This window comes from Pedobacter sp. MC2016-14, assembly GCF_020991475.1.
GTDB lineage: Bacteria > Bacteroidota > Bacteroidia > Sphingobacteriales > Sphingobacteriaceae > Pedobacter.
In genome coordinates, this window is sequence record NZ_JAJMPA010000002.1 from 408251 (window position 1) to 433855 (window position 25605).

Sequence of the window (25605 nt, forward strand, 5' to 3'; positions counted from 1 at the left end):
TTTGTATTGGAATGAACTTTAAAAGATATTTTTTCCTGGTTTTAATTTTGGCCCTTGCGGTAAAAGTTGATGCCAGGATTTTATTGCCTCAGGTCTTGTCAAGCAATATGGTACTGCAACGCGATAAGCCAGTGACCATCTGGGGATTTGGTGCAGCAGGTGAGCCTGTTAGTGTAAGTTTTGCTGGTCAGATGAAACAAACCGTTACAAATGCTTCAGGTAAATGGAAGGTACTGCTGGATCCCCTAAAAACCAATGCTGTCCCCGCAACCATGACCATTAAAGGAAGCAATGAAATTTTGCTGTCTAACATCCTTGTAGGTGAGGTTTGGCTTTGCTCCGGACAATCCAACATGGAATATCAAATGCGCAAGCTGGTTAAAGTAAAAAAACCTTTAAATCCCAAGCTTGGGGCACCTATAGACGAAGTTGAAAAAGCACATAACCCTTTGATCAGGATTTTCCTGGTAAACAGGAAAGAATTGGCCAAGCCAGATTCCATCCATAAAAGCTGGAGCATAGCAGAAGACTCTGCTTTGCGGGCTTTTTCTGCTGCTGGTTACTTCTTTGCAAAAGAGCTGCAGGCACAGTTGGGCGTACCGATCGGCATGATCTCCTCAGCGGTAAGCGGCAGCGCCATTGAGCCCTGGATCCCTAAAGAGCGATTAGCAGCCGGTTACTTTCAGGACAAAAAGACAGGTAACGATCCCGGAAAGTTTTATACCCCAATGATTGAACCCTTAACACCACTGGCCATCCGTGGATTTTTATGGTATCAGGGAGAAACCAATTGCTTTTTAAAAGAAAACATCAGTTATACTTATAAAATGGATGCACTGATCAACAGTTGGAGAACAGCATGGAAAGATCAGGAGATGCCTTTTTACTATGTGCAGATAGCACCGTTTAACTATTCGGCCACTAAAAATAAGGTGGTTTTAGATGAAAATACCGAACCTGAATTTTGGGAAGCACAGGCACAAATTATGCGTTTGCCCAATACAGGAATGATTGTAACTACAGATCTGAACGATTACAATGACGACCTGCATCCTAATTACAAATGGGTAATAGGCCGCAGGCTGGCCAATTGGGCGTTGGCAAAAACATACCAGAAACCTATAGTGTATTCCGGGCCAATGTATAAAAGTGTAAAATTTAAAAATGGAACTGCCGAAATTACCTTTGACCATGTAGGCGAGGGACTCGTAGCAGAAGATGGTAAAGCCTTATCGGGTTTTGAACTTGCGGCTGCAAATGGTAAATTTATGCCTGCTAAGGCTGTAACCAAAGGACAGAAAATCCTCGTGTCGTCTAAAGGCCTTAAAAAAGCAGTTAACCTGCGTTTTGGATGGTCTGAATCTAAGACATCTAATTTATACAATACAACAGGCTTGCCTGCAATGCCTTTTAGAACCAATAATCCGCTAATCAACCAGTATAAACCGTATAACCTTAATTAATGAAGCTTAGACCGATCCTTATCTTTTTTATTCAACTGCTGATCCTTGCTTCCGCAAACGCGCAGCAAACCCGTAAAATGTATTTGTCGGGCACCGGAAATGACCATACCGTTAACTGGGATTTTTTCTGTACGGCAGGCATGAATTCAGGAAAATGGTCTACCATTCCAGTTCCGTCAAACTGGGAATTACAGCGTTTTGGCAAATATGATTATGGATTTTCAAAGGACAGTGTAAGGGGTAAAGAGCTGGGCTTGTACAAACACAATTTCCAGGTTCCAGCCGAATGGAAAGAGCAAAAGATCAATATCGTTTTTGAAGGATCCATGACTGATACCGAAGTGAAAATCAACGGTAAATTGGCAGGTGCAATTCATCAGGGTGCATTTTATGTATTCCGATACGACATCAGTAAGTTATTAAAATACGGTTCGGCTAACCTGCTGGAAGTAAAAGTGGCCAAACATTCGGCCAATAAATCTGTCAATGAAGCAGAGCGTAAAGCTGATTTCTGGTTGTTTGGTGGTATTTTCAGACCGGTTTACCTGGAGGCTTTACCTGCATCAAATATAGAAAGGCTTTCCCTTGACGCAAAAGCAGATGGACAGTTCACAGCAGAAGCCTACCTTGCTGGAAATGCAGATCGTTTAACGGTACAGTTATATACTGCCGATGGCAAAAAGTATGGCGCAGCGCTCAGCAATTCGATTAAAAAAGGGGCAAGGGTAGCCAATGTTTCCGGTTCATTTGAAGCGCCACAGTTGTGGTCTTCAGAATTTCCGAACCTCTATACCGCAACCTTTACCCTTTATCAAAAAAATAAAGCTCTGCATACCTTATCCAGGAAAATAGGTTTTAGGACCATAGTAGTTAAACCACGAGATGGCGTGTATGTAAATGGCGTTAAAATTAAATTTAAGGGTGTAAACAGGCATTCATTCCGTCCGGCATCCGGCAGGACACTCAGTAAAACCAATAGCATAGAAGATGTAGAGCTGATCAAGGAAATGAACATGAATGCCGTTCGCATGTCACATTACCCACCTGATGGTCATTTCCTTGAGGTCTGTGATTCCCTGGGTTTATATGTCATGGACGAACTTGCGGGCTGGCACGGAAATTACGACACCCCAACCGGTACCAAACTGGTTCAAGAGATGATGAGAAACGACCAGAACCACCCTTCTATTATTTTTTGGGCTAACGGGAATGAAGGTGGACACAATCGCGAACTGGATCATTTATTTGCAGAAGAAGATTTGCAAAAACGCCCTTTGATTCACCCATGGGAAGATTTTAATGGCTTTGATACCCAGCACTACCGTGAGTACAATTATGGGATAGCCAATTACAGACATGGCCACAGCATTGTGATGCCAACGGAGTTTTTGCATGGGATGTTTGATGGTGGGCATGGTGCCGGTCTGGAAGACTATTGGAACGACATGTTGTCGAACCCGCTTTCTGCCGGTGGTTTTCTTTGGGATTTTGCAGATCAGGGTGTAGTACGTACAGATAAAAACAATATCATTGATGCCGATGGAAACCGGGGTGCAGATGGTATTGTAGGTCCGTACCATGAAAAGGAGGGCAGCTTTTTTGCCATCAAAGAAATTTGGAGCCCTGTGTTTTTTGAGCATACAGAAATGACAACAGCGTTTGATGGCGTCTTTAACATAGAAAACCGTTACCATTTTGCTAACCTGAGCACTTGTCGCTTTGACTGGAAATTGCTAAACCTTCATAATAAAGAAGAGATCAGAGGAACAGCCAGTTCGCCAGATGTAAAACCACTTGAAAAGGGTAAATTGAAGGTGTCGCTTCCTGCAAACTGGAGCGCTTACGATGTATTGTATGTAACTGCTACAGACCTGCGTGGCAAAGAATTGTTTACCTGGAGCTTTCCGATTACGCTTCCAAAAACAGAAGCATTGCTTAAGGTCAAAAAAGAAGGGAGCACTGTAGTAAAGATTCAGGAAAAAGATTCCCTTTATACAGCAATTTCAAACGGCATTTCCGTAAGCTTTAGTAAAAAAACGGGCATCCTTCGCGAAGTTCGAAATGAAAAAGGTGTTATTCCTTTTACCAATGGTCCGATCGTTCAGGAAGGAGCAACGAATTTCAGGAACATCAAACACCGTATGGCAGGCAGCAACCTGATCATTGAATCTGCATTTGATAGAAAGGAAGCTTATAATACTTTACAGTGGACAATCTATCCATCAGGAATGGTAAAGCTGAATGTGAAATATTTTCCTGCAGAATACCTGACAAATTTTGCGGGACTGAACTTCTCCTTTCCGGAAGATCAGATGAAAGGGGTAGAATATATGGGTAATGGCCCTCAGCGGGTTTGGAAAAACCGTTTAAAGGGCAACCAGTTTGGCGTATGGAAAAAAGACTATAATGCAACAGAGACAGGGGAGGCATGGGTTTACCCGGAATTTAAAGGTTATCATTCCAATCTGTACTGGTGTAAGTTCATTACAAAAGACCAGCCTTTTACCGTAATCACAGAAAATGAAGATCTGTTTTTGAGGCTTTTTACCCCGGCCTATAAAACCGACCAGTGGCACAATTACGAACCTCTTTTTCCTTCTGGCGACATATCGTTTATGCAGGGGATTTCGGCAATAGGGACCAAAACACAGCGTGCCGACAGGACAGGGCCAATGTCTATGAAGAATATTTTTTATGATTATGAGAAGGAACCGGCAAGGGCATTAGACATTACACTCTATTTTGATTTCTCAGTAAGTAAATAATTCGTAAATTGAAGGATAATTCTAGCCAGATGAAGTTTAAACAGTACCTCTTAACAGCGATTTTAATGCTCAGCCTTAACGGTGTTTTTGCACAGGTATCGCTGCAAAACCTGCGCTGTGAACTGCTGCAAAATCCTTTGGGAATTGATGTCCTTCAGCCGCGTTTAAGCTGGGAAATTACTTCAGGACAACGGGACCTGAAACAAACCGCTTACCAGGTTCTGGTTGCTTCATGTATGGATAAGCTGAACGAAAAAGATGCCGATGTTTGGAACTCTGGAAAGGTAAAATCAGCTGAATCTATTTATAACACCTATACTGGTCCGGGATTAAAAAGTAAAAATAAATATTACTGGAAGGTAAAAGTTTATACTAGCCAGGGCGATAGCGAATGGAGCGCTGCTGCTTTTTGGTCCATGGGCTTACTGCATTACAAAGACTGGGAAGGCAGATGGATTGGTTTTGACCGCTTTTTCCCTTCCGACAATGAGGCTGAAGGTCGTTTATCTGCACGTTATTTTAGAAAGGAGTTTTCAACCGATAAAACTGTAGCATCGGCCACTGCTTACATTATGGGCATGGGTTTGTATGAACTTTACATCGATGGAGAAAAAATAGGAGATCAGGTTTTAGCACCTGCACCCACAGATTACACCAAAAATATCAAATACAATACACTGGACGTTACAGCACAGCTTAAACAGGGCAAGCATGCTATAGGTATAGTGTTGGGAAATGGACGTTTTTTTGCCATGCGACAAGCCAAGCCTTATAAGATTAAAACATTTGGCTTCCCAAAATTACTGGTGCAGCTGGTGATTAAATACACCGATGGCTCTACCGCATCTATAAAAACAGATGAAAGCTGGAAATGTACGGCAGAGGGCCCAATTTTAGCCAACAATGAATATGATGGCGAAAAATACGATGCCCGAAAAGAATTTAAAGGATGGGACCAGCCTGATTTTAAGGACAAGGAATGGTTAAAAGCAGAATATGTGCAGGAGCCGGGTGGAACTTATGAAGCGCAGATGAACCAGGGCATGAAAGTGATGAAAAACATTAGCCCCGTGGCCATCACCAAAAGACCAAACGGAAACTACATCCTGGATTTTGGGCAAAACTTTGCCGGCTGGGTAAAATTTAATGTTAAGGGAGCTAAAGGAACTACAGTTTCTTTACAGTTTGCAGAATCGTTGGAAAAAAGTGGCGACTTGTTTAGGACAAACCTTCGGGATGCAAAAGCTACGGATACCTACACGCTGCGTGGAGCTGGAACCGAAACCTGGGCACCAAGATTTACCTACCATGGTTTCCGTTACGTAGAACTGATTGGCTATCCCGGAATTCCTCAAAAAAGCGATTTTACCGGATGCCTGGTGTACGACGACCTGAAAACAGCAGGAACATTTGAATCTTCCAATGCCTTACTTAACCAGATCTTTAAAAATTCCTGGTGGGGCATTGCTTCTAACTATAAAGGAATGCCTGTGGATTGTCCACAACGGAATGAGCGTCAGCCTTGGTTGGGCGACAGAACCGTTAGTGCTTATGGGGAAAGCTTTCTGTTTGACAATACTGCGTTGTACAAAAAATGGTTGAGCGACATCCGTTATGCTCAAAAAGAAGATGGGGCGATCCCCGATGTGGCACCTGCCTTCTGGAAATATTATAGCGATAACGTAACCTGGCCGGCTACCTTGCTGTTTGTGGCGGATATGCTGTACCAGCAAACCGGCGATATCACTGTGATACAAGAAAACTATCCTGCTGTAAAAAAATGGATGGCTTACATGAAAGATAGATACATGAACAATGAAGGCATCATGACTAAAGACAGTTATGGTGACTGGTGCGAGCCCCCGGTAACAGCTGAGGATGGCAAGGGCGTAAATGCAGACCAAAAACATCCAAGTGCTTTAATTGCTACTGCGTATTACCATCATCTTGCCACCATGATGATCCGTTATAGTACGCTTACAGGCAATGAAGCGGATGGTACTGCTTACACCGCATTGGCTTCGGCACTCAAAAAGTCTTTTAACCTTAAATTTTATAATGAAAAGGGATTTTACGGAGAGAATAAATTAACGGATAACCTATTGCCCCTTTATTTTGAAATGGTTGATGAGGCCAATAAGGCAAAAGTAGTACAGCAAATCTGCAGTATTATTGAAGAGAAAAATAATGGGCACCTGAGTACGGGGATCATTGGTACAAATTTTCTGATGCGTACTCTAACCGAAAATGGCCGGGCAGACCTGGCTTACCGGATTGCTACCCAAAAAACATATCCTTCATGGGGTTATATGATTGAAAACGGAGCTACAGCCATATGGGAATTGTGGAACGGAAATACTGCAGCCCCTAAAATGAACTCACAGAACCATGTGATGATGCTGGGCGATTTGCTGGTTTGGTATTATGAAAACCTGGCTGGAATTAAAGCCGCAACTCCGGGTTTTAAAAAAATAGAAATGAAACCCGAACTGATTAAAGGACTGGATGCAGTAAATGCAAGCTATAACTCCGTTCATGGCGTGATAAAAAGCAACTGGACAAAATCTGCCACTGCTTTTAAATGGAACATGAGTATCCCTGCAAACACCAGTGCTACAATCCGTATTCCGGCTAAATCGGTTTTAAAAGTAAAGGAAAGCGGGAAAAAAGCGATGGAGGTAAAAGGTATAAAATTTATAAAAATGGAAAGTAACCGTGCTGTTTTTGAACTGGCATCGGGAACCTATTCATTTGTAGCAGAACAGTAATACAAATTATGAAGAAGATAAAATTAAGTATACTAGCATTAATGCTTGTTTTTACTGCAAGCGGATTAAAAGCCCAATCCCAAAAATGGCGTTCGGGAATTGTGGTAGATGAATTTTTATATGAAAAGGCAGCTTTTCCTTCCTGTCATTCTGCAACCATTGCAGAAACCCCAACAGGTTTGGTGGCGGCTTATTTTGGCGGTACAAAAGAACGCCATCCTGATGTGGAGATTTACGTGAGCCGACAGGTGGACGGCAAATGGCTGGCACCAGTATCTGTTGCCAACGGCATACAAAATGACAGCTTAAGGTTACCAACATGGAATCCGGTATTGTACCAGGTACCCGGTGGCGATTTGATCTTGTTTTATAAAATTGGGCCTAAACCTTCTGAATGGTGGGGCATGAAACGTACCTCAAAAGACGGCGGCATCAGCTGGTCGGCTGCAGAAAAACTGCCCGATGGTTATATTGGCCCTGTAAAAAATAAACCAGTATTGCTGAGCAACGGCAACCTGTTTGCTCCTTCAAGTAAGGAAGGGAAAGGCTGGACGCTACATTTTGAGGTGACAAAAGACAATGCTAAAACATGGAGAACAGTAGGACCCGTTCCTGGAAATGGATTAGATGCCATTCAGCCAAGTATATTAGATCATGGAAAAGGCAAACTTCAGTTGCTTGCCCGAAGTAAAAACCGTGCTTTGCTTACTTCATGGTCGACAGATAACGGCGAAACATGGTCGCCATTGGAAAAAACAAACCTGCCCAATAACAATTCCGGTACGGATGCCGTAACCATGAAAGATGGGCGTCATGTATTGGTTTACAATCATGTATTGCCTCCCGGTGAACTGGCAAAAGGACCAAGGACCCCATTAAATGTTTCGGTTTCTAAAGACGGCATCAACTGGTCGGCCGCTTTAATTCTGGAAGATTCTCCAATCAGTCAGTATTCTTACCCTGCGGTAATTCAGACCTCAGACGGAATGCTCCATTTTATCTATACCTGGAGAAGGTTAAAGATCAAACATGTGGTGGTAGACCCCTCAAAATTAAAACTTAAAAAGATCAAGAACGGCATTTGGCCAAAAATGAAAGGCTATACAGCACCTGTAATTAAGGATGCTAAAGATGAGGAGCAATAAGATGAAGAAAATAACCGCCCATCTGGTTTTTACGTTTCTGATGGTTTTGCAGGGCATGTCTGTTTTCGCTCAGCAGGATACAGATCATCAATACAGGCAGCCATTAAAAGACGTGATTGCTGAAGTAGAAAAACGGTTTAACGTCAAGATTAAATATTCAGAACCCCAGGTAAAAGATCGTTGGGTAAACTATGCTGGTTGGCGTTTTAGGCCAAGTCTGGATGAAACCCTGACCAATATTCTGATGCCCCTGGACATGAAAGTGAACAAGGAAAAAGACAAAGTTTATAAGCTGAAGGAATACGAGTACCACCGCTGGGCGGTACAGGATGGCTGGGATACTTTGGATAGTCTTGCCAGTTTATACCATGACCAGGCCAGTTGGGAAAAAAGAAAAGCACTCATTAAGCCTTGTTTGTATGAGGCCTTACAATTATCGCCATTGCCGGCTAAACCAGTTTCAAAACCAATCATTACCGCCAGAAGGACGATGGACGGCTATACCATTGAAAATATTGCACTGGAAATATTGCCCGGTCTATACATCAATGGTTCGCTTTACCGGCCTTTAAAATTTAAAGGAAAGATACCTGTAGTACTTAGTCCTGATGGACATTGGGGGCAGCAACGTTACCGTGCCGATTGCCAGATCCGTTGTGCCATGATTGCACGGATGGGAGGAATGGCTTTTAGCTATGATCTTTTTGCCTGGGGCGAGTCCTTATTGCAATTTAAAAGTGAAGACCACAGAAGAAGTTTGTCACAAACCATTCAAACGCTTGGAGGGATCAGAATCTTAGACTACGTGCTGACATTGAAAGAAACCGACCCGCAAAGGGTAGGTATTAGTGGTGGATCAGGCGGTGGAAGTCATACGGTGTTAATGGCTGCGATGGATAGCCGGATTAAGTTAAGCGCACCGGTAGTTTCCCTATCTTCCTGGTTTTACGGTGGCTGTCCTTGCGAAAGTGGGATGCCCATTCATTTCTGTGCCGGTACAACAGACAATGTAGAACTGGCGGCTATGGCCGCGCCAAACCCGCAACTTGTGGTTTCTGATGGTAAAGACTGGACTGCAAACATGCCGGAGCATGATTTCCCTTATCTTCAAAAAATGTATGGATATTATGGCAAAACAGCCCTGGTAGAAAATGTACACCTGCCGGAAGAAGGACATGATTTTGGTACCAACAAGCGCATTGCTTTGTATGATTTTTTAATTAAAAATTTTAAACTCGCTGCGGCAGCTGTAAAAGGTGCCGATGGAAAATACGATGAAAGTAAAGTAACGATTGAAAAAGAACCAGCGATGTATGTTTTTGGAGAAAAAGGTGAAAAACTCCCTGCAAATGCAATACATGGTTTTGAACAATTGGAGCAGGTATTTAAAACAAGAAAATTCTAATGGAACAGATAGAAAACCGTCGCCAGTTTCTGGGCAAACTTGCCTTATTTACAGGAGGCCTTGTGCTGGCAAATCAGGCCTCATGGGCTTTGACAGTTGTACAGGAACGTTATAAGGTAGGTGTAATTGATCTGATGCTGCTGAAACGGCAAAAGTTGAGTGCATTGGCTTTGAGTAAAGAAATTGGTGCCAATGGTATTGAACTGGATATGGGTGGATTGGGAAATCGGGATACATTTGAGAACAAACTCGCAGATCCTGCCATCAGGCAGCAATACCTGGAGCAGATCAAGTCTCTTAACATAGAGATTTGTGCCCTGGCCATGACTGGTTTTTACGCACAATCTTTTGCTACACGGCCTACCTATCAACAGATGGTGGGCGACTGTATTGATACCATGAAAGCCATGAATGTGAAGGTTGCATTTTTACCTTTGGGCGTACAAGGGGATTTGGTTAAAAACCCGGAATTGCGCCCTGCCATTGTGGAACGCATGAAAGTGATCGGTAAAATGGCCAAAAAGGCGGGTGTGGTTATCGGCATCGAAACAGCCCTTGACGCCAAAGCCGAATTGAAATTGTTGCAGGATATCGGTTCAAAAAATATTAAGAGTTATTTTAACTTTTCCAATGCCATTAAAAATGGACGTGACCTATGTGAGGAATTAAGGATTTTAGGAAAGAAATACATTGTTCAGATCCACTGTACAAATGACGATGGGGTATGGCTGCAGAATGATCCTAAGATTGACATGGCAAAGGTGAAAAATACGCTGGATGACATGGGCTGGAAAGGTTGGCTGGTGATAGAACGTTCAAGAGATGCTACAGACGCAAGAAATGTAAAACGAAATTATTCGGCCAATACTGCTTATGTAAAATCCATTTTTCAACCTGTAAATCCATTTTAATGAAACTACTTAGGTTCTTTTTGTTCCTGCTGATCTTTGTACCAGGCATCACTGACATAAAAGCTGCCGATCTATTTGTATCGCTAAAAGGTTCTGACCGCAATGCCGGTACTAAAGAACAGCCTTTCGCAAGCCTTGGTCCTGCAATACGTAAAGCACGTGAATTGCGCCGCCTAAATGACCCTTCTATAAAAGGGGGCATAAATATTTATGTGGAGGCAGGAGTTTATAAACTGGAAGAACCCATAGTACTGCGGCCTGAAGATTCTGGTACTGCAGAAAGTCCTACCCAAATTATCAACATCTCAGGCCAGCAAGCAATTTTAAGTGGCGGTGTGAGGATAGGGAACTGGCAAAAAGTAAAAGGTAGCATCAAAGGGCTGCCAAAATCGGCCGTAGGCAAGGTTTGGGTTTCAGATGTACCCACAGCAGCAGGAAGCGTATTGGAATTTAGGCAGCTTTGGGTAAACGGAAAAAAGGCCACTCGTGCCAGAGACTGGAATGAGGGGAAAATGGATAGAATCCTTTCCTGGGATGCCGTAGCACAGACTTGTCGCATTCCTTTGCCAAAAGACAAAGACCTGAAAAATGTAGAAGGAATGGAAATGCTGATCCACCAGATGTGGGCAATAGCAAACCTAAGGATTAAAGCTGTGGAAGTAAAAGGACAAGAGGCCGAATTGCATTTTATGCAGCCAGAAAGCCGCATACAATCAGAGCATCCCTGGCCGGCGCCTTTCATCTCCAAAAAGGCTGGCAACTCTGCATTTTACTTGAGTAATGCCATACAGTTTTTAGATCAACCCGGTGAATGGTATGAAGACCTTAAGAGCAGAAAAATCTATTATTGGCCAAGAAAAGAAGAAGTGCTTGCGGCGGCAAATGTGGTTGTCCCTGTTTTAGAAACCCTGGTTAAAATTGAAGGTACCATAGACCATCCGGTTTCTTACGTATTCTTTAAGGGAATTTCCTTTCAGCATTCCAGCTGGTTGCGTCCGGCAAGGCAGGGGCATGTTCCGCATCAGGCAGGCATGTATATGCTGGATGCCTATAAATTAAAAATCCCAGGAACTCCTGATAAAAAAACACTCGAAAACCAAGCTTGGGTTGGTAGGCCTGCTGCTGCGGTAGAGGTATCCTATGCCCAGCATACTGGCTTTGAAGCTTGTCGTTTTGAACACCATGCTTCTACGGGATTGGATTACAAAATTGGTACTCAGCACAATGAGATCAAAGGAAACCTGTTTAAAGATATTGGTGGAACAGGTATTTTGGTAGGTACATTCTCTGATGAAGCGACCGAGGTTCACTTACCTTATCATCCTTCAGATTCCAGAGAGATTTGTACGAACGAAAGTATTGTTGGCAACCTGGTTACCGATGTGACCAATGAAGATTGGGGGGCAGTTGGTATTGGAGCAGGTTATGTGAAGGGCATCAAAATACTCCATAACGAGGTGACTGAGGTTTCCTACTCGGGCATCAGTATGGGCTGGGGTTGGACAAAAACCAACAATGCGATGAGCAACAACACTATAAATGGCAATAAAATCCACCATTACGGCAAACACATGTATGATGTGGCCGGGATTTATACGCTTTCTGCACAGCCTGGCTCTGTGATCAGTAACAACGTTGTGGACAGTATTTACAAAGCACCTTATCCGCACGATCCAGTGCATTGGTTTTACCTGTATACAGATGAAGGCTCTTCTTATTTCACCGTTAAAAATAACTGGACACCAGAAGAGAAAAATTTGCAGAATGCAAACGGGCCAGGAAATGTATGGTTAAATAACGGGCCTATGGTAGCTGATAGCATTAAAAATGCTGCAGGATTACCTTCAGTTTATGCCGGTTTATCTAAATACCGCTCGAATAAAAATGACGGGCAGTCTATTAACCATCTTGTAGTAGAAAAACCAAAGGTATTTGAACTGGTACTGAAGAACAAAAAGGCTACCGACCGGGCATCACTGGAAAAGATTTGCCTGGCAAATGGCATTCCGGCATCGGCAATCTACCAGTGGGAAAATCATTGGTTGATTTTTAATGAAGTGAAAGACCCCAAGCTTTTGCAGCAGCAATTGGCAGCTGCTTTTAATGAGGCTGTGCTGAAAGTTTATGACAAGCCATTTTATGAATTCAACAGGCAGAAGAACTGTCGTCTCGAGCCAGCTAAAGAATGGGACCATGTGATTTTAAGTGCTAATCTTGTTAAAGATGAAAAAATGCAAAAGGAATACCTGGATTACCATGCCACGCAGTTTGAGAAGTGGCCGGAGTTATCTCAGGGATTTTGCAATGCCAGTTTTCAGCGTTTGCTGATCTTTAAAAATGGCAGGCAGCTAGTGCTGGTGATCAGTATTCCAAAAGGTGCAAACCTGGATGAATTAAATCCGCGCACCACTTTGAATAATCCAAGAGTGGATGAATGGAATGCCTTGATGAAGAAATATCAGGAAGGAATTGAAGGTACTAAAGCCGGTGAAGTGTGGGTGTTTTTTAATAAGAATTAAGGAGCAGGGATTAACGAATAAAGAACAAGGATTAAAGATATAATATGTTAAAATTAGGAATTTTAGGCCTTGGCGAAGGTCGAAGCACCATGTCGGCCGCATTGGCAAGCAACAAAATTGAACTGGTAAAAATCTGCGATGCAAGTTTGGAAGTGTGTGAGCAGCGCGCAAAAGAATTTGATTTCCCACATTATACTACCAGTTATCAGGAAATGCTGGACGATGTCAATATAGACATGATTGCGATTTATACGCCAGATCATTTGCATGCAAATCATGTAAAACAAGCCCTTCTACATGGTAAACATGTGGTGTGTACCAAGCCATTTATTGATAACTTGCATGATGCCAATGAATTGATCGCTCTTTCTGCATCAAGCGGTAAAAATGTATTTATTGGCCAAAGCTCCAGGTTTTTTGAACCAGCTAAGCGCCAGCGTAAAGATTTTGAAGCTGGACTTATTGGCGATCTGATTACGATTGAAGCACAATACCATGCAGATCACCGCTGGTTTCTGGAAAAACCATGGGCCTTAGAGCAAGCTTTTAAATGGCTGTATGGCGGCTTAAGTCACCCGGTCGATTTTATTCGCTGGTACTTGCCAAATATTGATGAGGTGATGGGTTATGGTATGATTAGCAGTAATGGTAAAACGGCTGGCTTGAAAAACGAAGATACCATGCATTTTATATTTAAGGCGACTGATGGACGTATTGCACGTGTAAGTGGCTGTTATACCGGTCCAACACAACCTGCGCAACGTGACAGCGGCATGAGTACCATCCTGCGTGGCACAGTAGGGGCTTCACAAGCTGATTACCATGAACTGCGTTATGCGGTAACTGATAAAACCGGCGAAGAAAAAATTGTAGTTTGGGGCGATTCTACCTTGAAATATTACTTCCGTTTTGAGGGACAAAGTCACCATGCTGGCGAGTACCAAAACTACCTTGAATATGTATCTGATTGTCTGGAAAGCGGGCAAACTGCCTATCCTGATATTAAGGAAGGCGTTGGTACTGTGGCCCTTTTGCAAGCTATGGACCGCTCGCTGCAGACTGGTAAGCCTGTAAAGATTAATGATATTCTTGCCGAGTTTGGTATCTCAACAGCTACACTTCAGGCCTGATGAACACCATGGGAAATATTGTAGCACATTTAACTGTACTTGATTATGCCATTGTAGCTGCCTACTTAGGGGTGCTGATGTTTTTAGGGATCCAGGCCAGTAGGAATAACCGTAAGCGTGGCGACGATGAAACTTTGTTTTTGGGTGACAGGTCGCTGGGTTGGCAAAGTATCGGCTTTAACATGTGGGGCACCAACGTTGGCCCTTCTATGCTGGTTGCATTTGCCGGGGTTGGCTTTAGCACAGGGATAGTGGCCGTTAATTTTGACTGGTATGCCTTTGTATTCCTGATGCTGCTGGCACTGGTATTTGCACCGCGTTATCTTGCGGCTAAAGTAAGCACCATGCCCGAATTTATGGGGAATCGCTATGGTGATTCAACACGTACTATCCTGGCCTGGTATGCGCTCATTAAAATTCAAATCTCCTGGTTGTCTTTAGGCTTGTATGCCGGCGGTACTTTAGTAAGGCAGATTTTAGGCATTCCGATGTGGGAATCTGTGATTGTGCTGGTTGCATTTGCGGGTTTGTTTACCTACATGGGTGGTTTAGCGGCCATTGCCAAAGTAAATGTTTTCCAGATGCTGCTATTGATTGCCGTGTCTATCCTCCTTACTGTCCTTGGATTGCAACGTGCCGGTGGCTTATCTAATGTGGTTGCGCATGTGCCAGGTAATTTCTGGAACCTTTTCCATCCGGCTAGTGATCCTGCTTACCCCTGGTATGCCATTATACTGGGTTATCCTGTGGCTGCGGTTGCCTTCTTTTGTACAGATCAGTCTATGGTACAATCGGTTTTAGGCGCTAAAAATCTTGAGCAGGGGCAATTGGGCGTAAATTTTATAGGCTGGTTAAAAATACTTTCCCTGCCATTGTTCATCTTTACCGGAATTCTGTGCCGTGTAATTTTTCCCGACCTGAAAGATGAAAACCTGGCCTATATGACAATGGTGACTAACTTGTTTCCTCCGGGTTTAAACGGTTTGGTGATCGTGGTGCTGATAGCCGTGTTGGTGGGTACCATAGGCTCCTCACTCAACTCCTTAAGTACTGTTTTTACCATGGATATTTATGCAGAACGCATCAATAAACAGGCAAGTAATAAACAGCTGATTAGCGTTGGTCGTATGTCCATCATTGTAGGTTGTATTTTATCGGTTGGTGTTGCTATCGCCTTGGATAGTATTAAGGGGCTTAAATTTTTCGATGTATTTCAGTCCATACTTGGCTTTATCGCACCGCCTTTGTCGGTCGTTTTTCTGCTCACCGTATTCTGGAAACGTACCACTATGCTTGCCGTTAATACTGTGTTGTCGGCGGGCTCAGCATTTAGCCTCTTGATTGGTGTGCTCTATCTTTGGGTATTTCCAAAAGATATTTACACTTTTTGGCCACATTACCTGATGCTTTCCTTCTACACTTTTGCTTTCTTACTTGTAGTGGCCGTCATTGTATCCCTATTAGACCGGAACCCTAAAGTTTACCTCGGCAGTGCCAACGAACAACGCGATATGCCGAAAACATCGAACAAGGTAAAAATAGCATGGGGCCTGCTGGCGCTGGTAATGGTTGCTTTATATATTTTTTTTAACGGACATTAAATTAGTTTTTTATGAAATATTTCTATGTATTTGCCCTTTGCCTGGTGTTTGGCTTAAAGCCAGATCTTGTCCAGGCTCAAAAAGCATCCTGGATTTGGTATCCTGGCGATTTCGACATTTGGATGTCGAACAAAATGCAAAACAGAAGGACGGAGCGGGGCTCTTTTCTTCCTCCTTTCTGGAAAATGGACAGTCATTACGTACTGGTAGACTTCCACAAGGAATTTGATCTTGACAAGGCGGAAGAAGTAAAGCTATATGTAGAAGGACAATACAATGTAAAAATTGATGGACAGGCCCTTACAGGTTACCCTAAAACCATCAGCATTCCTGCCGGACACCATAAACTGAGCTTAAAAGTTTATGCTCAGGATAGGGTTCCTTCTATATTGGTTAAGGGAACCAAAGTGGTATCAGACGATACCTGGCTGGCCACATTTGAAGATAAAGAATGGATTGATGCGAGTGGTAAAGTCTCTGATAAATCAGGAACCATATTTGTTTCTGCTGGTTCCTGGAACATGACAGATCCGTTGATGCCACCTTCCAAATTTCAATTGCCTGTAGTTCCTGCTTTTGCAGTTAACAAAACTAAGCAGGATAAAGGTTTGATTTCAGACTTTGGTAAAGAGACCTTCGGCTTTATTAAGCTGCATGGGCTTAAAGGCAAAGGAAAGCTGAACATTTACTATGGAGAATCTAAAGAAGAAGCTTTGTCGAAAGATCACTGTGAAACCCTGGATCTTTTGGAACTTGACATCTCTGGCGTTAAAGATTCTGTGATGGCGCTTTCTAAAGCATTCCGCTATGTGAACTGTCAGCCAGAGGGTAATGTATCCCTTGATTCTGTGAGCATGTTATACGAATATGCACCTGTTACAGAGAAGGGGAGTTTTGCCTGTTCAGACCCACAGATCAACAAAATCTATGATGTAGCCAAGTATACCTTCCACTTAAATACCCGTGAGTTTTTTATCGATGGCATTAAGCGCGATAGGTGGGTATGGTCTGGCGATGCGTACCAAAGTTACCTGATGAACTATTACTCTTTCTTTGACTCGCCTACGGTAAAGAGAACTTTATTGGCACAAAGGGGTAAAGATCCGGTAACGGCGCACATCAATACCATTATGGACTATTCTTTTTACTGGTTTCTTGGGATTAATGATTATTATCAATTTACAGGCGACAAGAAGTTTATTGTAGATGTGTATCCAAGGATGAAAGCCCTGATGGACTATGTATTGGGACGTAGAAATAAAGATGGCTTATTGGAATGGATGCCGGGAGACTGGATTTTTATTGATTGGGCCGATGGCTTGAGCAAGGATGGTGCAGTGAGTTTTGAGCAATTGCTTTTTTGCCGCAGTTTAGAAAGCATGGCCCTTTGTGCTGATATGGCTGGTGATAAAGATGGGGCAGCAAACTACGGTCAGCTTGCAACAGAATTGAAAGCCAAGATATTTAAATTGTACTGGAACGAAAATAAACATGCGCTGGTACACAGTCGCATTGACGGAAAAGCTACAGATAATGTAACCCGTTATGCTAATATGTTCGGCATCTTCTTTAATTATTTCAATCCTGCTCAAAAACTGGAAGTGAAACAACATGTATTGCTAAATGATAAGGTAAATAAGATTACTACGCCGTATATGCGCTTTTATGAATTGGAGGCTTTATGCGCCATGGGCGAGCAAGATTATGTCCTTAAAGAAATGAAAGACTATTGGGGCGGTATGCTGAACCTGGGTGCTACAAGTTTCTGGGAGGAGTACAATCCTGCTAAAAAGGGTACAGAGCATTTGGCGATGTATGCCCGTCCGTTTGGAAAAAGCCTTTGTCATGCCTGGGGTGCGAGTCCAATCTACTTACTGGGCAAGTACTATTTGGGTGTAAAACCACTTTCGCCGGGGTATGAAACTTATGAGATTGAACCTGCTCTGGGCGGTTTGCAATGGATGGAAGGTAAAGTTCCGGTTCCTGGCGGCGAGATTGCGGTATATTGCAGCAAAAAAGAAATTAAGGTTAAATCTGCCAGTGGAAAAGGTTTGCTTAAATTTAAAAGCAATTCAAAACCATCTGTAAAAGGCGGGGTTATCGTGGCCAAAGGAAATGGTAGCTATGAATTAAGCGTAGAAAAAGGAAAAGATTATACGGTTAAGTACAGTATATAATTTATTCTAACATTGTAAAAAGGGGTTGGAGGACTAGATGGTTTTTCAGCCCTTTTTTGTTGTAAGCCGGATTTATTGTGGTTCTGCGAACATATTTTGTTTTTTTAACTTCTGTAGGCAGTGCAGAACGTTATCAGACTATTAATCTGGAAGACTTAAAAGATGCTTTAAACAAGCTTCATCCATTAAAATAAGCCGCCAAAATAATATTTATATATCTACTATGCGTGAAACGAATACTGTATCCATACCTGATGAAGTGGTTATGAGTAAGATCTATGTCATCCGAAATCAGAAAATAATGCTGGATGAAGATCTGGCTGAATTGTATGGAGTGGAAACAAGGCGCTTGAATGAGCAGGTGAGAAGGAATCCTGACCGACTTCCTGAAGACTTTTTCTTCACTTTAAATGTGCAGGAGTTTGCAGACTTGAAGTCGCAAAATGCGACATCAAGTTGGGGCGGACAACGTAAGTTGCCAAATGCTTTTACTGAACATGGGGTATCGATGCTTTCCCAGTGTGCTGAACAGTAAACAAGCTATTCAGGTCAATATACAGATTATGCGCATCTACACCCGTATACGTGAAATGCTATTAGCACATAAAGATGTGTTTATACGAGTTGAGCAGGTTGAGAAACATCTTATGAAACATGATCAAAAGATAGAGTTGTTGTTTACCTATTTGAGTAAATTCATTGAAAAAGAAGATAAACCAAGGGAAGAAATAGGCTTTAAGAGAAAAGGTAAATAACTTTCCAAGTCTCCCCAACAGCTCAAAGCCAGTCAGTTCGCTGAGCTTATACCATGAATATTTTAGCGAATCACTAAAGAGAAGAGACGGTTAGTTATTTCCTAATCATTGGCAGGTACTTTTCCTTATTTTCAATCATTACCCAGATTACAATGGCAATCAGTACAAATACAATAGGCAAGCCAGATGGAGCCATGCTGATATTAGCAAGAAGTATACCTGTTAAAAGTGGAACCAGAACTATAGCACCAAGAGCTCTTGTTCTGCCAAAAATCAATAATACACCACCTAGAACTTCTGTTACACCTACGAGAGGCATAAGCCAGCCTATTTCTGTAAATGCAGTAAATGCTTTCATCATTTTTTCAGGCATTTCCTTTGGCATTGGCATGTAATGAAAAAACTTATCCAAGCCGGCATTAATAAACATTAGGCCAGTTAGCAGGCATAAAACAAAGAGGATTTTACTTTTCATAATTTTTTAAATTGTGGTGTATATAATTTGTTTGATAAGTTAACTCAAATATAGAGGTCAACAGTTAATTACACAAATTTAAATTCTTTAGCCTACTCATTTTTAGTCTCTTGTGAATATTAGTTCTGCGTTTAATGTTCTGTACGACCGGTATTAAAGTATTACTAAAGTATCCGATTCGTTCAGGAGGGGATAGTAGTTTGTGCTCGCTTTGCACTAACAGTATATGGTTATAACAGCAGCGGCATAGCAAAGGTCCCGTATGGCATGGTTTCCTTATATCTGGTTCGTAGTTGCTGCATAGTTGTTTCGTTTGCAAGCGAAGCAAATACGAATCAGATAGGAATGAAACAGGACTTAAATATGTCAAGGATGAAGGTTGCTGAGCTGTTGGTGCGCTTTTGCTTTACTTTTCACTACGATGTGTGGCGCTAATGGTGAAAGCAGTGCCAACAGTGCTTATTTTGGAAGCGTGGTATTCTAATGAATAAGATATAGCATCTAAACTAACTAAGCGGTTTGGATGCCAATTCTTTCTTCAATTTTTTTGACACATTTTCTTGCTTCCGAAAGCGCAACTTCGTTGCCGATATTCTTATTGATGTTTATGGTCGTTAGGCGGGAGACGGTAACACAAGCAATGATGCCTGAATTTACGTTGCCAACCGGTACGGCAATGTCAACTACACCCTCTGCAAGATCACTTGATCTAATGTATGCACCTTCTTTGCGGATTTGCGGTAATGATTCCAGAAAATGATCCTGCTCTGCTTTTGTGAAATTTTCATAAAATTCATTTGCAGTCAATGAATTACGCTGTTCCTTTTCTTCCATATAGGCCAGTAATACCTTACCAGAGGCAGTTAATGGCAATGGAAATAAATTCCCTTCCTCGATAGACAAAGCAATAGGTTCCGGACTTTTTGCATGCACAACCACCATAACCTGATTTAAATATAAAATACTCAAATGGCAGGATTCCCGGATGGTGTTGGCCAATTCCTCCAAAGGAGATTTGGCAGCCTTTATCAATTCATCTATAGGCGAATGCCTGTGCGAAAGATAAAACAGCTTTAAAGACAATCTGTATTTACCAGATACATCATCCCTTAAGATATAGCCCCTGCTCTCAAGACTCATCAGCATTCTATAAATCTCATTCGGATTTCTATCTATGCCAATCCCGATCTCTGTTTGAGATTGAGGTATGGACTGAGCGGAGAGGTATTCAAGGATATCTAATCCTTTATCTAAAGCGGGCGCCTGGTATTTATTTTCGGTCTTCATTGACATAGCGTATATACAAACATAACGAATAATGGTAAACGGCAATTGGTATAACGATAACATAAATGATACATTCAAATATGAAAACTCTATTTATATTTGAATATACCAAATGTAAATATGGGAGGTAATCTACACTCCTGAAAATTTATTTAATAGAGATAATGAACAGAGTTTTCAACTTAATCCAATTAAATTAGAACAGCTTTAGCAAAAGCAAATGAACAGGAATTATTTCCTATTGATGACCATATAATAGACAGGTCATTTCCAATTAATCTAACCAAATTAAAAATTTCATGTATGAACTCAGTTAGACTCAAAAGCTTTAATAAGCCGGGCAGCGCTTTACTATCTAAAATCTTTACCTTTTTGCTAATGTTTTATACTTTGCAAGGGGTAGCTCAACAACCCGCTACATTTACTGTAAGTGGGGTCATCAGTACCAATTCTGGAGAAACATTACCAGGCGTTAGTGTAAAAGTTAAAGGAACAACAGTCGGCGCGGTAACAGATGTAAGTGGAAAGTTTACATTATCGGCTCCTTCCTCCACTTCAATCCTCCAGGTTTCTTACGTAGGATTTCAGATCCAGGAGATCTCCATCAACGGAAGAAATGTGATCAATGTTAAATTACAGGAAGACCAGACCTCATTAGATGAAGTATTGGTAGTGGGATATGGTACGCAGAAAAAGGCAAATCTTACAGGTGCCGTAGCTACGGTTTCAGGATCTACCCTAACGCAAAGGGCATCACCAAATGCCGCTAACTTAATTCAGGGCAGGATTACAGGTGTTCAGGTAACGCAGCCTTCTGGTGAGCCAGGAAGAGACAATCCTAACTTTTTAATTAGAGGACGCTCTACTTATGGAGGTAGTACAACTCCTTTAATTTTAATTGATGGAGTTGCAGGCTCATTTAATAATCTCTCTCCTGACGACATTGAGAATGTTACAGTGCTCAAAGATGCTTCTTCTGCAGCTATTTATGGTGCACGGGCAGCCAATGGGGTGATATTGGTAACAACAAAAAAAGGTAAAAAGGGTGAAACTGTAATTAGTTACAGGGCAAATATAGCAAGGCACGTAGCTACTGCGCTACCTGATCTGATTACGAACTCAGCAGAGTATATGGAAATGTACAATACGGCTGCTACAAGATCTGGAATTGCTTACAAATATCCAGCAACAGAGATTGAAAAGTATAGAAATTCAAATGGTGATCCACAATATCCGAGTTTTGACAATATAGACTACTATGTTAATCCTGCAACTGTGATGAATCATAGTTTATCTATTTCAGGAGGATCGGAAAAAAGCACTTTTAATATTTCTGGAGGTTATCTTGATCAGGATGCGGTATTTAAAGGATACAAGTTTAAGCGCTACAACGCTTTATTGAACTATAGTAGTCAGCTCAGTAAAGCCATTACTGTAGGAACTATTATGAATATGACTTATAAGGACCGTAAAGAACCACCTTTCACCGGTGAAAATATGGCCTTATTGGTTTATGCTGCAGGACCATTATATGGACCGTTTTTACCTGATGGCAGTGGTCGAGTTGTCTCAAGAGCTTACGAGTTGGAGGGAAGAAATAGAAATCCGCAGGAAGCATATGCGATGGGAGAGCAGACAACTAAAGAATATAACCTTAATGCTCAGGCATATATTGATATTAAACCTTTTAAAGGGCTGACCTGGAGCTCAAAAATAGCCATCAACTATACGGATGAATACTATAAAATGTATCAGCATCCTTATGATGCCTACTTGTTACAGAAGCCAGCAGGCGGGAATAGTTACGTAACAAACTCTTTTGGTCCGGATATTCTTGGTGTTACGGATCAATATGCCAAAACCTTAAATCCGACAATATACTCTACTTTAACTTATGAAAAGACAATTGCTCAGGATCATAACTTTAAGGCATTAGCTGGATATGAACAACTGTTTAATAAATATCAAAGCTTAAGGGGTAGGAGAACAAATTCTGTAGCTCCAATTCTTGAAGATCTTACTGGATATTCTGCTTCAGGCGAATCACTATATTTTAGTCATCCAAGACTTCCTTCTTTGGCTGGCCCATCAGAATGGGGTATGCGTTCTTTCTTTGGTCGTATCAATTACGACTATAAAGGAAGGTATTTAGTAGAAGGTAATCTTCGGTATGATGGTACCTCAAAAGTATCTCCCGAATATCGCTGGGGAGTTTTTCCTTCTTTTTCATTGGGCTGGTTGCTAACAGAAGAAGATTTTATGAAAGAAAAATTTAAATGGCTAAGTAGTTTTAAAGTGCGGGGGTCTTACGGTACTTTAGGGAACCAGGACATTGGTACCTATCTTTACCAGAACAACATTATTCTTACTGGTGGATATCCTTTTGGAAACGCGGGATTTTTGCAGGGAGGTACGATTAATGATTTCAAAGATCAAAGTCTCCGTTGGGAATCTACAACTAGTATAGATCTTGGTTTCGATATGAGCGTTAAAAATGGTCTTTTGGGACTTACTTTTGATTGGTTTAGAAGGTCTACTTACAACATTTTGGCTGCGCCTCCTGTACCGCTTAGTATGGGACTTAATGCGCCAACCATCAATAACGGAAAAATGCAGAGTCAGGGCTTTGAGTTGGCATTAACACATCAAAATAAAATCGGAGAAGTAAGTTATGGACTGAATTTCCTGATTTCAACTGCAAAAAATAAAGTAATAGAGTTGCTTGTACCAAGTAAGGGTACTACGATTAACCAGGTTGGTTTACCTTACGGATCGCATTATCTTTATCAATGGGATGGAGTTTTTCAAGTGGAGGATATTGGTAACCCAAGCGTTCCAAAACACGCCCTTAATGCAAATCCAAAAGCTGGCGACTTAAAAATGAAAGATATCAATGGGGACGGAGTTGTTAATCCTGATGACCGAGTAGTAGTAGATGGTGCTTACCCTGATTTTAATTATTCCTTTGGCTTTAATGTGGGTTATAAAAGATTCAGTATGAATGCCTTCTTTCAAGGTGTGTCAGGAATTAAGAACCGTGTAAATAACTGGGGAATAGATCCGTTTATGCAAGGTACAGCGCCAACAACGAAATGGAGAGACGCCTGGACACCTGAGAATAGAAGCAATACTTTGCCTGGAATTTATGTAGCTGGTTATAGCCCCACTGCTAATTACGCTGGATCAACATTTTTTCTTCAGAATGCTTCATACCTAAGATTAAAGAATATCATCTTAAATTATGATGTACCTGTTGGCATATTATCTAAAATTGGTATTAAAAACCTGGGAGTATACGTTTCTGCCGATAACCTGTTTACAATTACCGATTATGAAGGTGGTGATCCTGAACGATCTAGTGTAACAGGAAATTTTGCTCAATACCCTCAAACCCGTATTTACAATTTAGGTTTCAACGTTAAATTTTAATCCTATCCACATGAAAATTAAATATATCATCCTATGTGCAGTAATGCCATTGCTTACTGTCACTTCCTGTAAAAAGGATTTTTTGGATAGAAATCCTTTAAATAGTGTTTCTGATGCTGCCTTTTGGAAATCTGAAACAGATGTTAAAACCGCGCTGGCTGGTGTATACTCACGGCTTCAGCAAAATTTTCTGGGTTATGAAAGGGTTTACCTGGATGCGCTTAGTGATAATGCTTTTGCATTTCAAAATACCAATCAACCTTTCTTATTGGATTTAACAACAGGTAGTATTTCTCCAGGTCTTACTGGTGCACTCCCAAATATGATGTCGTCGCCTTACAGGGCAATTACTTCTTGTAATTATTTTTTGGATAACATCGATAAGGCGCCTATCAGCGATACTCAAAAAAATGGTTACGTTGCACAGGTAAGGTTTATACGTGCCCTCGCATATTTTGATCTTGTACAAACTTTTGGAGGTGTTCCACTCAACAAACATTACCCGAAAACAGTTGATGAAGTTAAGATTCCCCAAAGTACAAAGGCTGAAGTTTATGCATTTATAAACGAGGATTTAGATTTTGCCATAGCTAATTTGCCTGATGTAAAATATACAGGATATGCTGTTAAGGGTAGTGCACAAGGAATTAAAGCTAGAGTGTTGATTACACAGCAGCGATGGGGAGATGCAGTCGTTGTACTTAAACAAATTATGACGGATAATAGGTATGCACTTTCTAATAATTATGCAGCATTGTTCAAAACAAGTGGACAGGCTACTGCATCAGTAAATACTGAGATCATGTTCTCTACTCAATACCAGGCACCCACTAACCCGCAACGTACCAGTCCGGGCGCAGCAGGCATGGATATCGAATTAGGTTGGTTTTCTTTGATTCAACCTTACAAGGATTTGATTGATGATTATGAGATGACGGATGGGAAAATGCCTTCTGAGTCTGCCTTGTACAATCCATTGACTCCTTATATTAACCGCGACCCAAGGTTAGATTTAACAGTTAAATTGCCAAATGAAGTGTGGAGTAATTCTTTAAATGTAGTATGGAATGGTTATACTCAGTCTTCTACTGGATTTTTGATGGAAAAGTATGTAGATCTTTCCAGGGCTCCATTTACATCAAACACGGCAGCTTCTACAGATCAGGATTATATCCACTTACGTTATGCAGACATTTTGTTAATGTATGCCGAAGCACAAAATGAAGTCGGAGGTCCTGATGCTACCGTTTATAAAGCTATAGATGATGTGAGGGGAAGGGTTGGTATTGGAATGCCGCCAGTAGACAGGGTGAAATATGACCTAAAAGATGAATTGCGTGATTATATCCGTCATGAAAGGCGTATTGAATTTGCACTGGAAGGGCAAAGATATAATGATTTAAAACGTTGGAATATCGCGCACATCAAACTCCCTACTTTGAAAAGTCCGGCGGGAACACCTCTTGTATTTTCAACAAAAAACTACTTGCTTCCATTTCCTTCTTCAGAATTGGATAACAACCCACAACTGAAACAAAACGATTATTAGTGTATTGTCCAAAGCTGATGTACTCAGGTCATCAGCTTTGGACAATCATTGTTGTTACAAAGATAATATCTTACAATATGAAGTCAACTTTATATAAAAATGGCTGTCGTATCTCCTGTATTTTTGTAGCTTAGGTATACTTTAAAAACCAAATATTTTATCTAAATCACCTGTTTTGATTAAAAATTTGAAATGTTATTTTAGTTCTGGGTTATATCAGGTTATA

At 41.4% G+C, this 25605-nt stretch carries 16 protein-coding genes; 14 read left to right on the forward strand and 2 right to left on the reverse strand.

Annotated features, from left to right (window positions below; translation table 11 throughout):
- Positions 1–11 precede the first annotated feature (11 nt).
- The 12 genes from LPB86_RS14005 to LPB86_RS14060 all read left to right on the forward strand — a co-directional run bounded on the left by LPB86_RS14005 (position 12) and on the right by LPB86_RS14060 (position 18639).
- Entirely contained in the window at positions 12–1463 is a 1452-nt protein-coding gene (locus LPB86_RS14005) for a sialate O-acetylesterase (RefSeq protein WP_230644977.1), read from the forward strand.
- Positions 1463–4228 (forward strand): glycoside hydrolase family 2 TIM barrel-domain containing protein, encoded by a 2766-nt coding sequence (locus LPB86_RS14010; RefSeq protein WP_230644979.1) that lies wholly within the window; start codon positions 1463–1465, stop codon positions 4226–4228. The genes LPB86_RS14005 and LPB86_RS14010 overlap by 1 nt, the downstream gene beginning before the upstream one ends.
- A gap of 29 nt (positions 4229–4257) precedes the next feature.
- Positions 4258–6996 carry an alpha-L-rhamnosidase gene (locus tag LPB86_RS14015; RefSeq protein WP_230644981.1) on the forward strand — a complete coding sequence of 913 codons (2739 nt, stop codon included), beginning with the start codon at positions 4258–4260 and terminating at the stop codon, positions 6994–6996.
- An 8-nt stretch (positions 6997–7004) separates the two neighbouring features.
- Positions 7005–8141: an exo-alpha-sialidase gene (locus tag LPB86_RS14020; protein ID WP_230644983.1), complete on the forward strand. Its 1137-nt coding sequence runs from the start codon at positions 7005–7007 to the stop codon at positions 8139–8141.
- Position 8142: 1 nt separating this feature from the next.
- Positions 8143–9546, forward strand: a complete 1404-nt coding sequence (locus LPB86_RS14025; protein WP_230644985.1) for a DUF4974 domain-containing protein — start codon at positions 8143–8145, stop codon at positions 9544–9546.
- Entirely contained in the window at positions 9546–10457 is a 912-nt protein-coding gene (locus LPB86_RS14030; protein ID WP_230644987.1) for a sugar phosphate isomerase/epimerase, read from the forward strand. The genes LPB86_RS14025 and LPB86_RS14030 overlap by 1 nt, the downstream gene beginning before the upstream one ends.
- Positions 10457–12976, forward strand: coding sequence for an L-rhamnose mutarotase (locus tag LPB86_RS14035; protein WP_230644989.1), 2520 nt, complete (start codon positions 10457–10459; stop codon positions 12974–12976). Before LPB86_RS14030 ends, LPB86_RS14035 begins: the two co-directional genes overlap by 1 nt.
- 44 nt (positions 12977–13020) lie before the next feature.
- Complete coding sequence (locus tag LPB86_RS14040) at positions 13021–14106, forward strand: Gfo/Idh/MocA family protein (protein ID WP_230644992.1); 1086 nt, start codon at positions 13021–13023, stop codon at positions 14104–14106.
- An 8-nt stretch (positions 14107–14114) separates the two neighbouring features.
- Entirely contained in the window at positions 14115–15707 is a 1593-nt protein-coding gene (locus LPB86_RS14045; protein ID WP_230644994.1) for a sodium/solute symporter, read from the forward strand.
- A gap of 11 nt (positions 15708–15718) precedes the next feature.
- A complete protein-coding gene (locus LPB86_RS14050; RefSeq protein WP_230644996.1) occupies positions 15719–17884 on the forward strand; it encodes an alpha-rhamnosidase in 2166 nt (721 codons plus the stop codon).
- Between the two features lie 223 nt (positions 17885–18107).
- Positions 18108–18419, forward strand: coding sequence for an ORF6N domain-containing protein (locus LPB86_RS14055; protein WP_230644998.1), 312 nt, complete (start codon positions 18108–18110; stop codon positions 18417–18419).
- A gap of 28 nt (positions 18420–18447) precedes the next feature.
- Complete coding sequence (locus LPB86_RS14060) at positions 18448–18639, forward strand: hypothetical protein (protein ID WP_230644999.1); 192 nt, start codon at positions 18448–18450, stop codon at positions 18637–18639.
- Positions 18640–18733: 94 nt separating this feature from the next.
- Here the strand turns inward: LPB86_RS14060 and LPB86_RS14065 are convergent, their stop codons facing one another.
- A complete protein-coding gene (locus LPB86_RS14065; protein WP_230645000.1) occupies positions 18734–19114 on the reverse strand; it encodes a DoxX family protein in 381 nt (126 codons plus the stop codon).
- Between the two features lie 510 nt (positions 19115–19624).
- A complete protein-coding gene (locus LPB86_RS14070; protein ID WP_230645002.1) occupies positions 19625–20401 on the reverse strand; it encodes an IclR family transcriptional regulator in 777 nt (258 codons plus the stop codon).
- A gap of 303 nt (positions 20402–20704) precedes the next feature.
- On the opposite strand from LPB86_RS14070, the gene LPB86_RS14075 reads away from it, so the two are divergent.
- Both LPB86_RS14075 and LPB86_RS14080 read left to right on the forward strand, forming a co-directional pair.
- Complete coding sequence (locus LPB86_RS14075) at positions 20705–23830, forward strand: TonB-dependent receptor (protein ID WP_230645004.1); 3126 nt, start codon at positions 20705–20707, stop codon at positions 23828–23830.
- A gap of 10 nt (positions 23831–23840) precedes the next feature.
- Complete coding sequence (locus LPB86_RS14080) at positions 23841–25379, forward strand: RagB/SusD family nutrient uptake outer membrane protein (protein WP_230645006.1); 1539 nt, start codon at positions 23841–23843, stop codon at positions 25377–25379.
- Positions 25380–25605 lie beyond the last annotated feature (226 nt).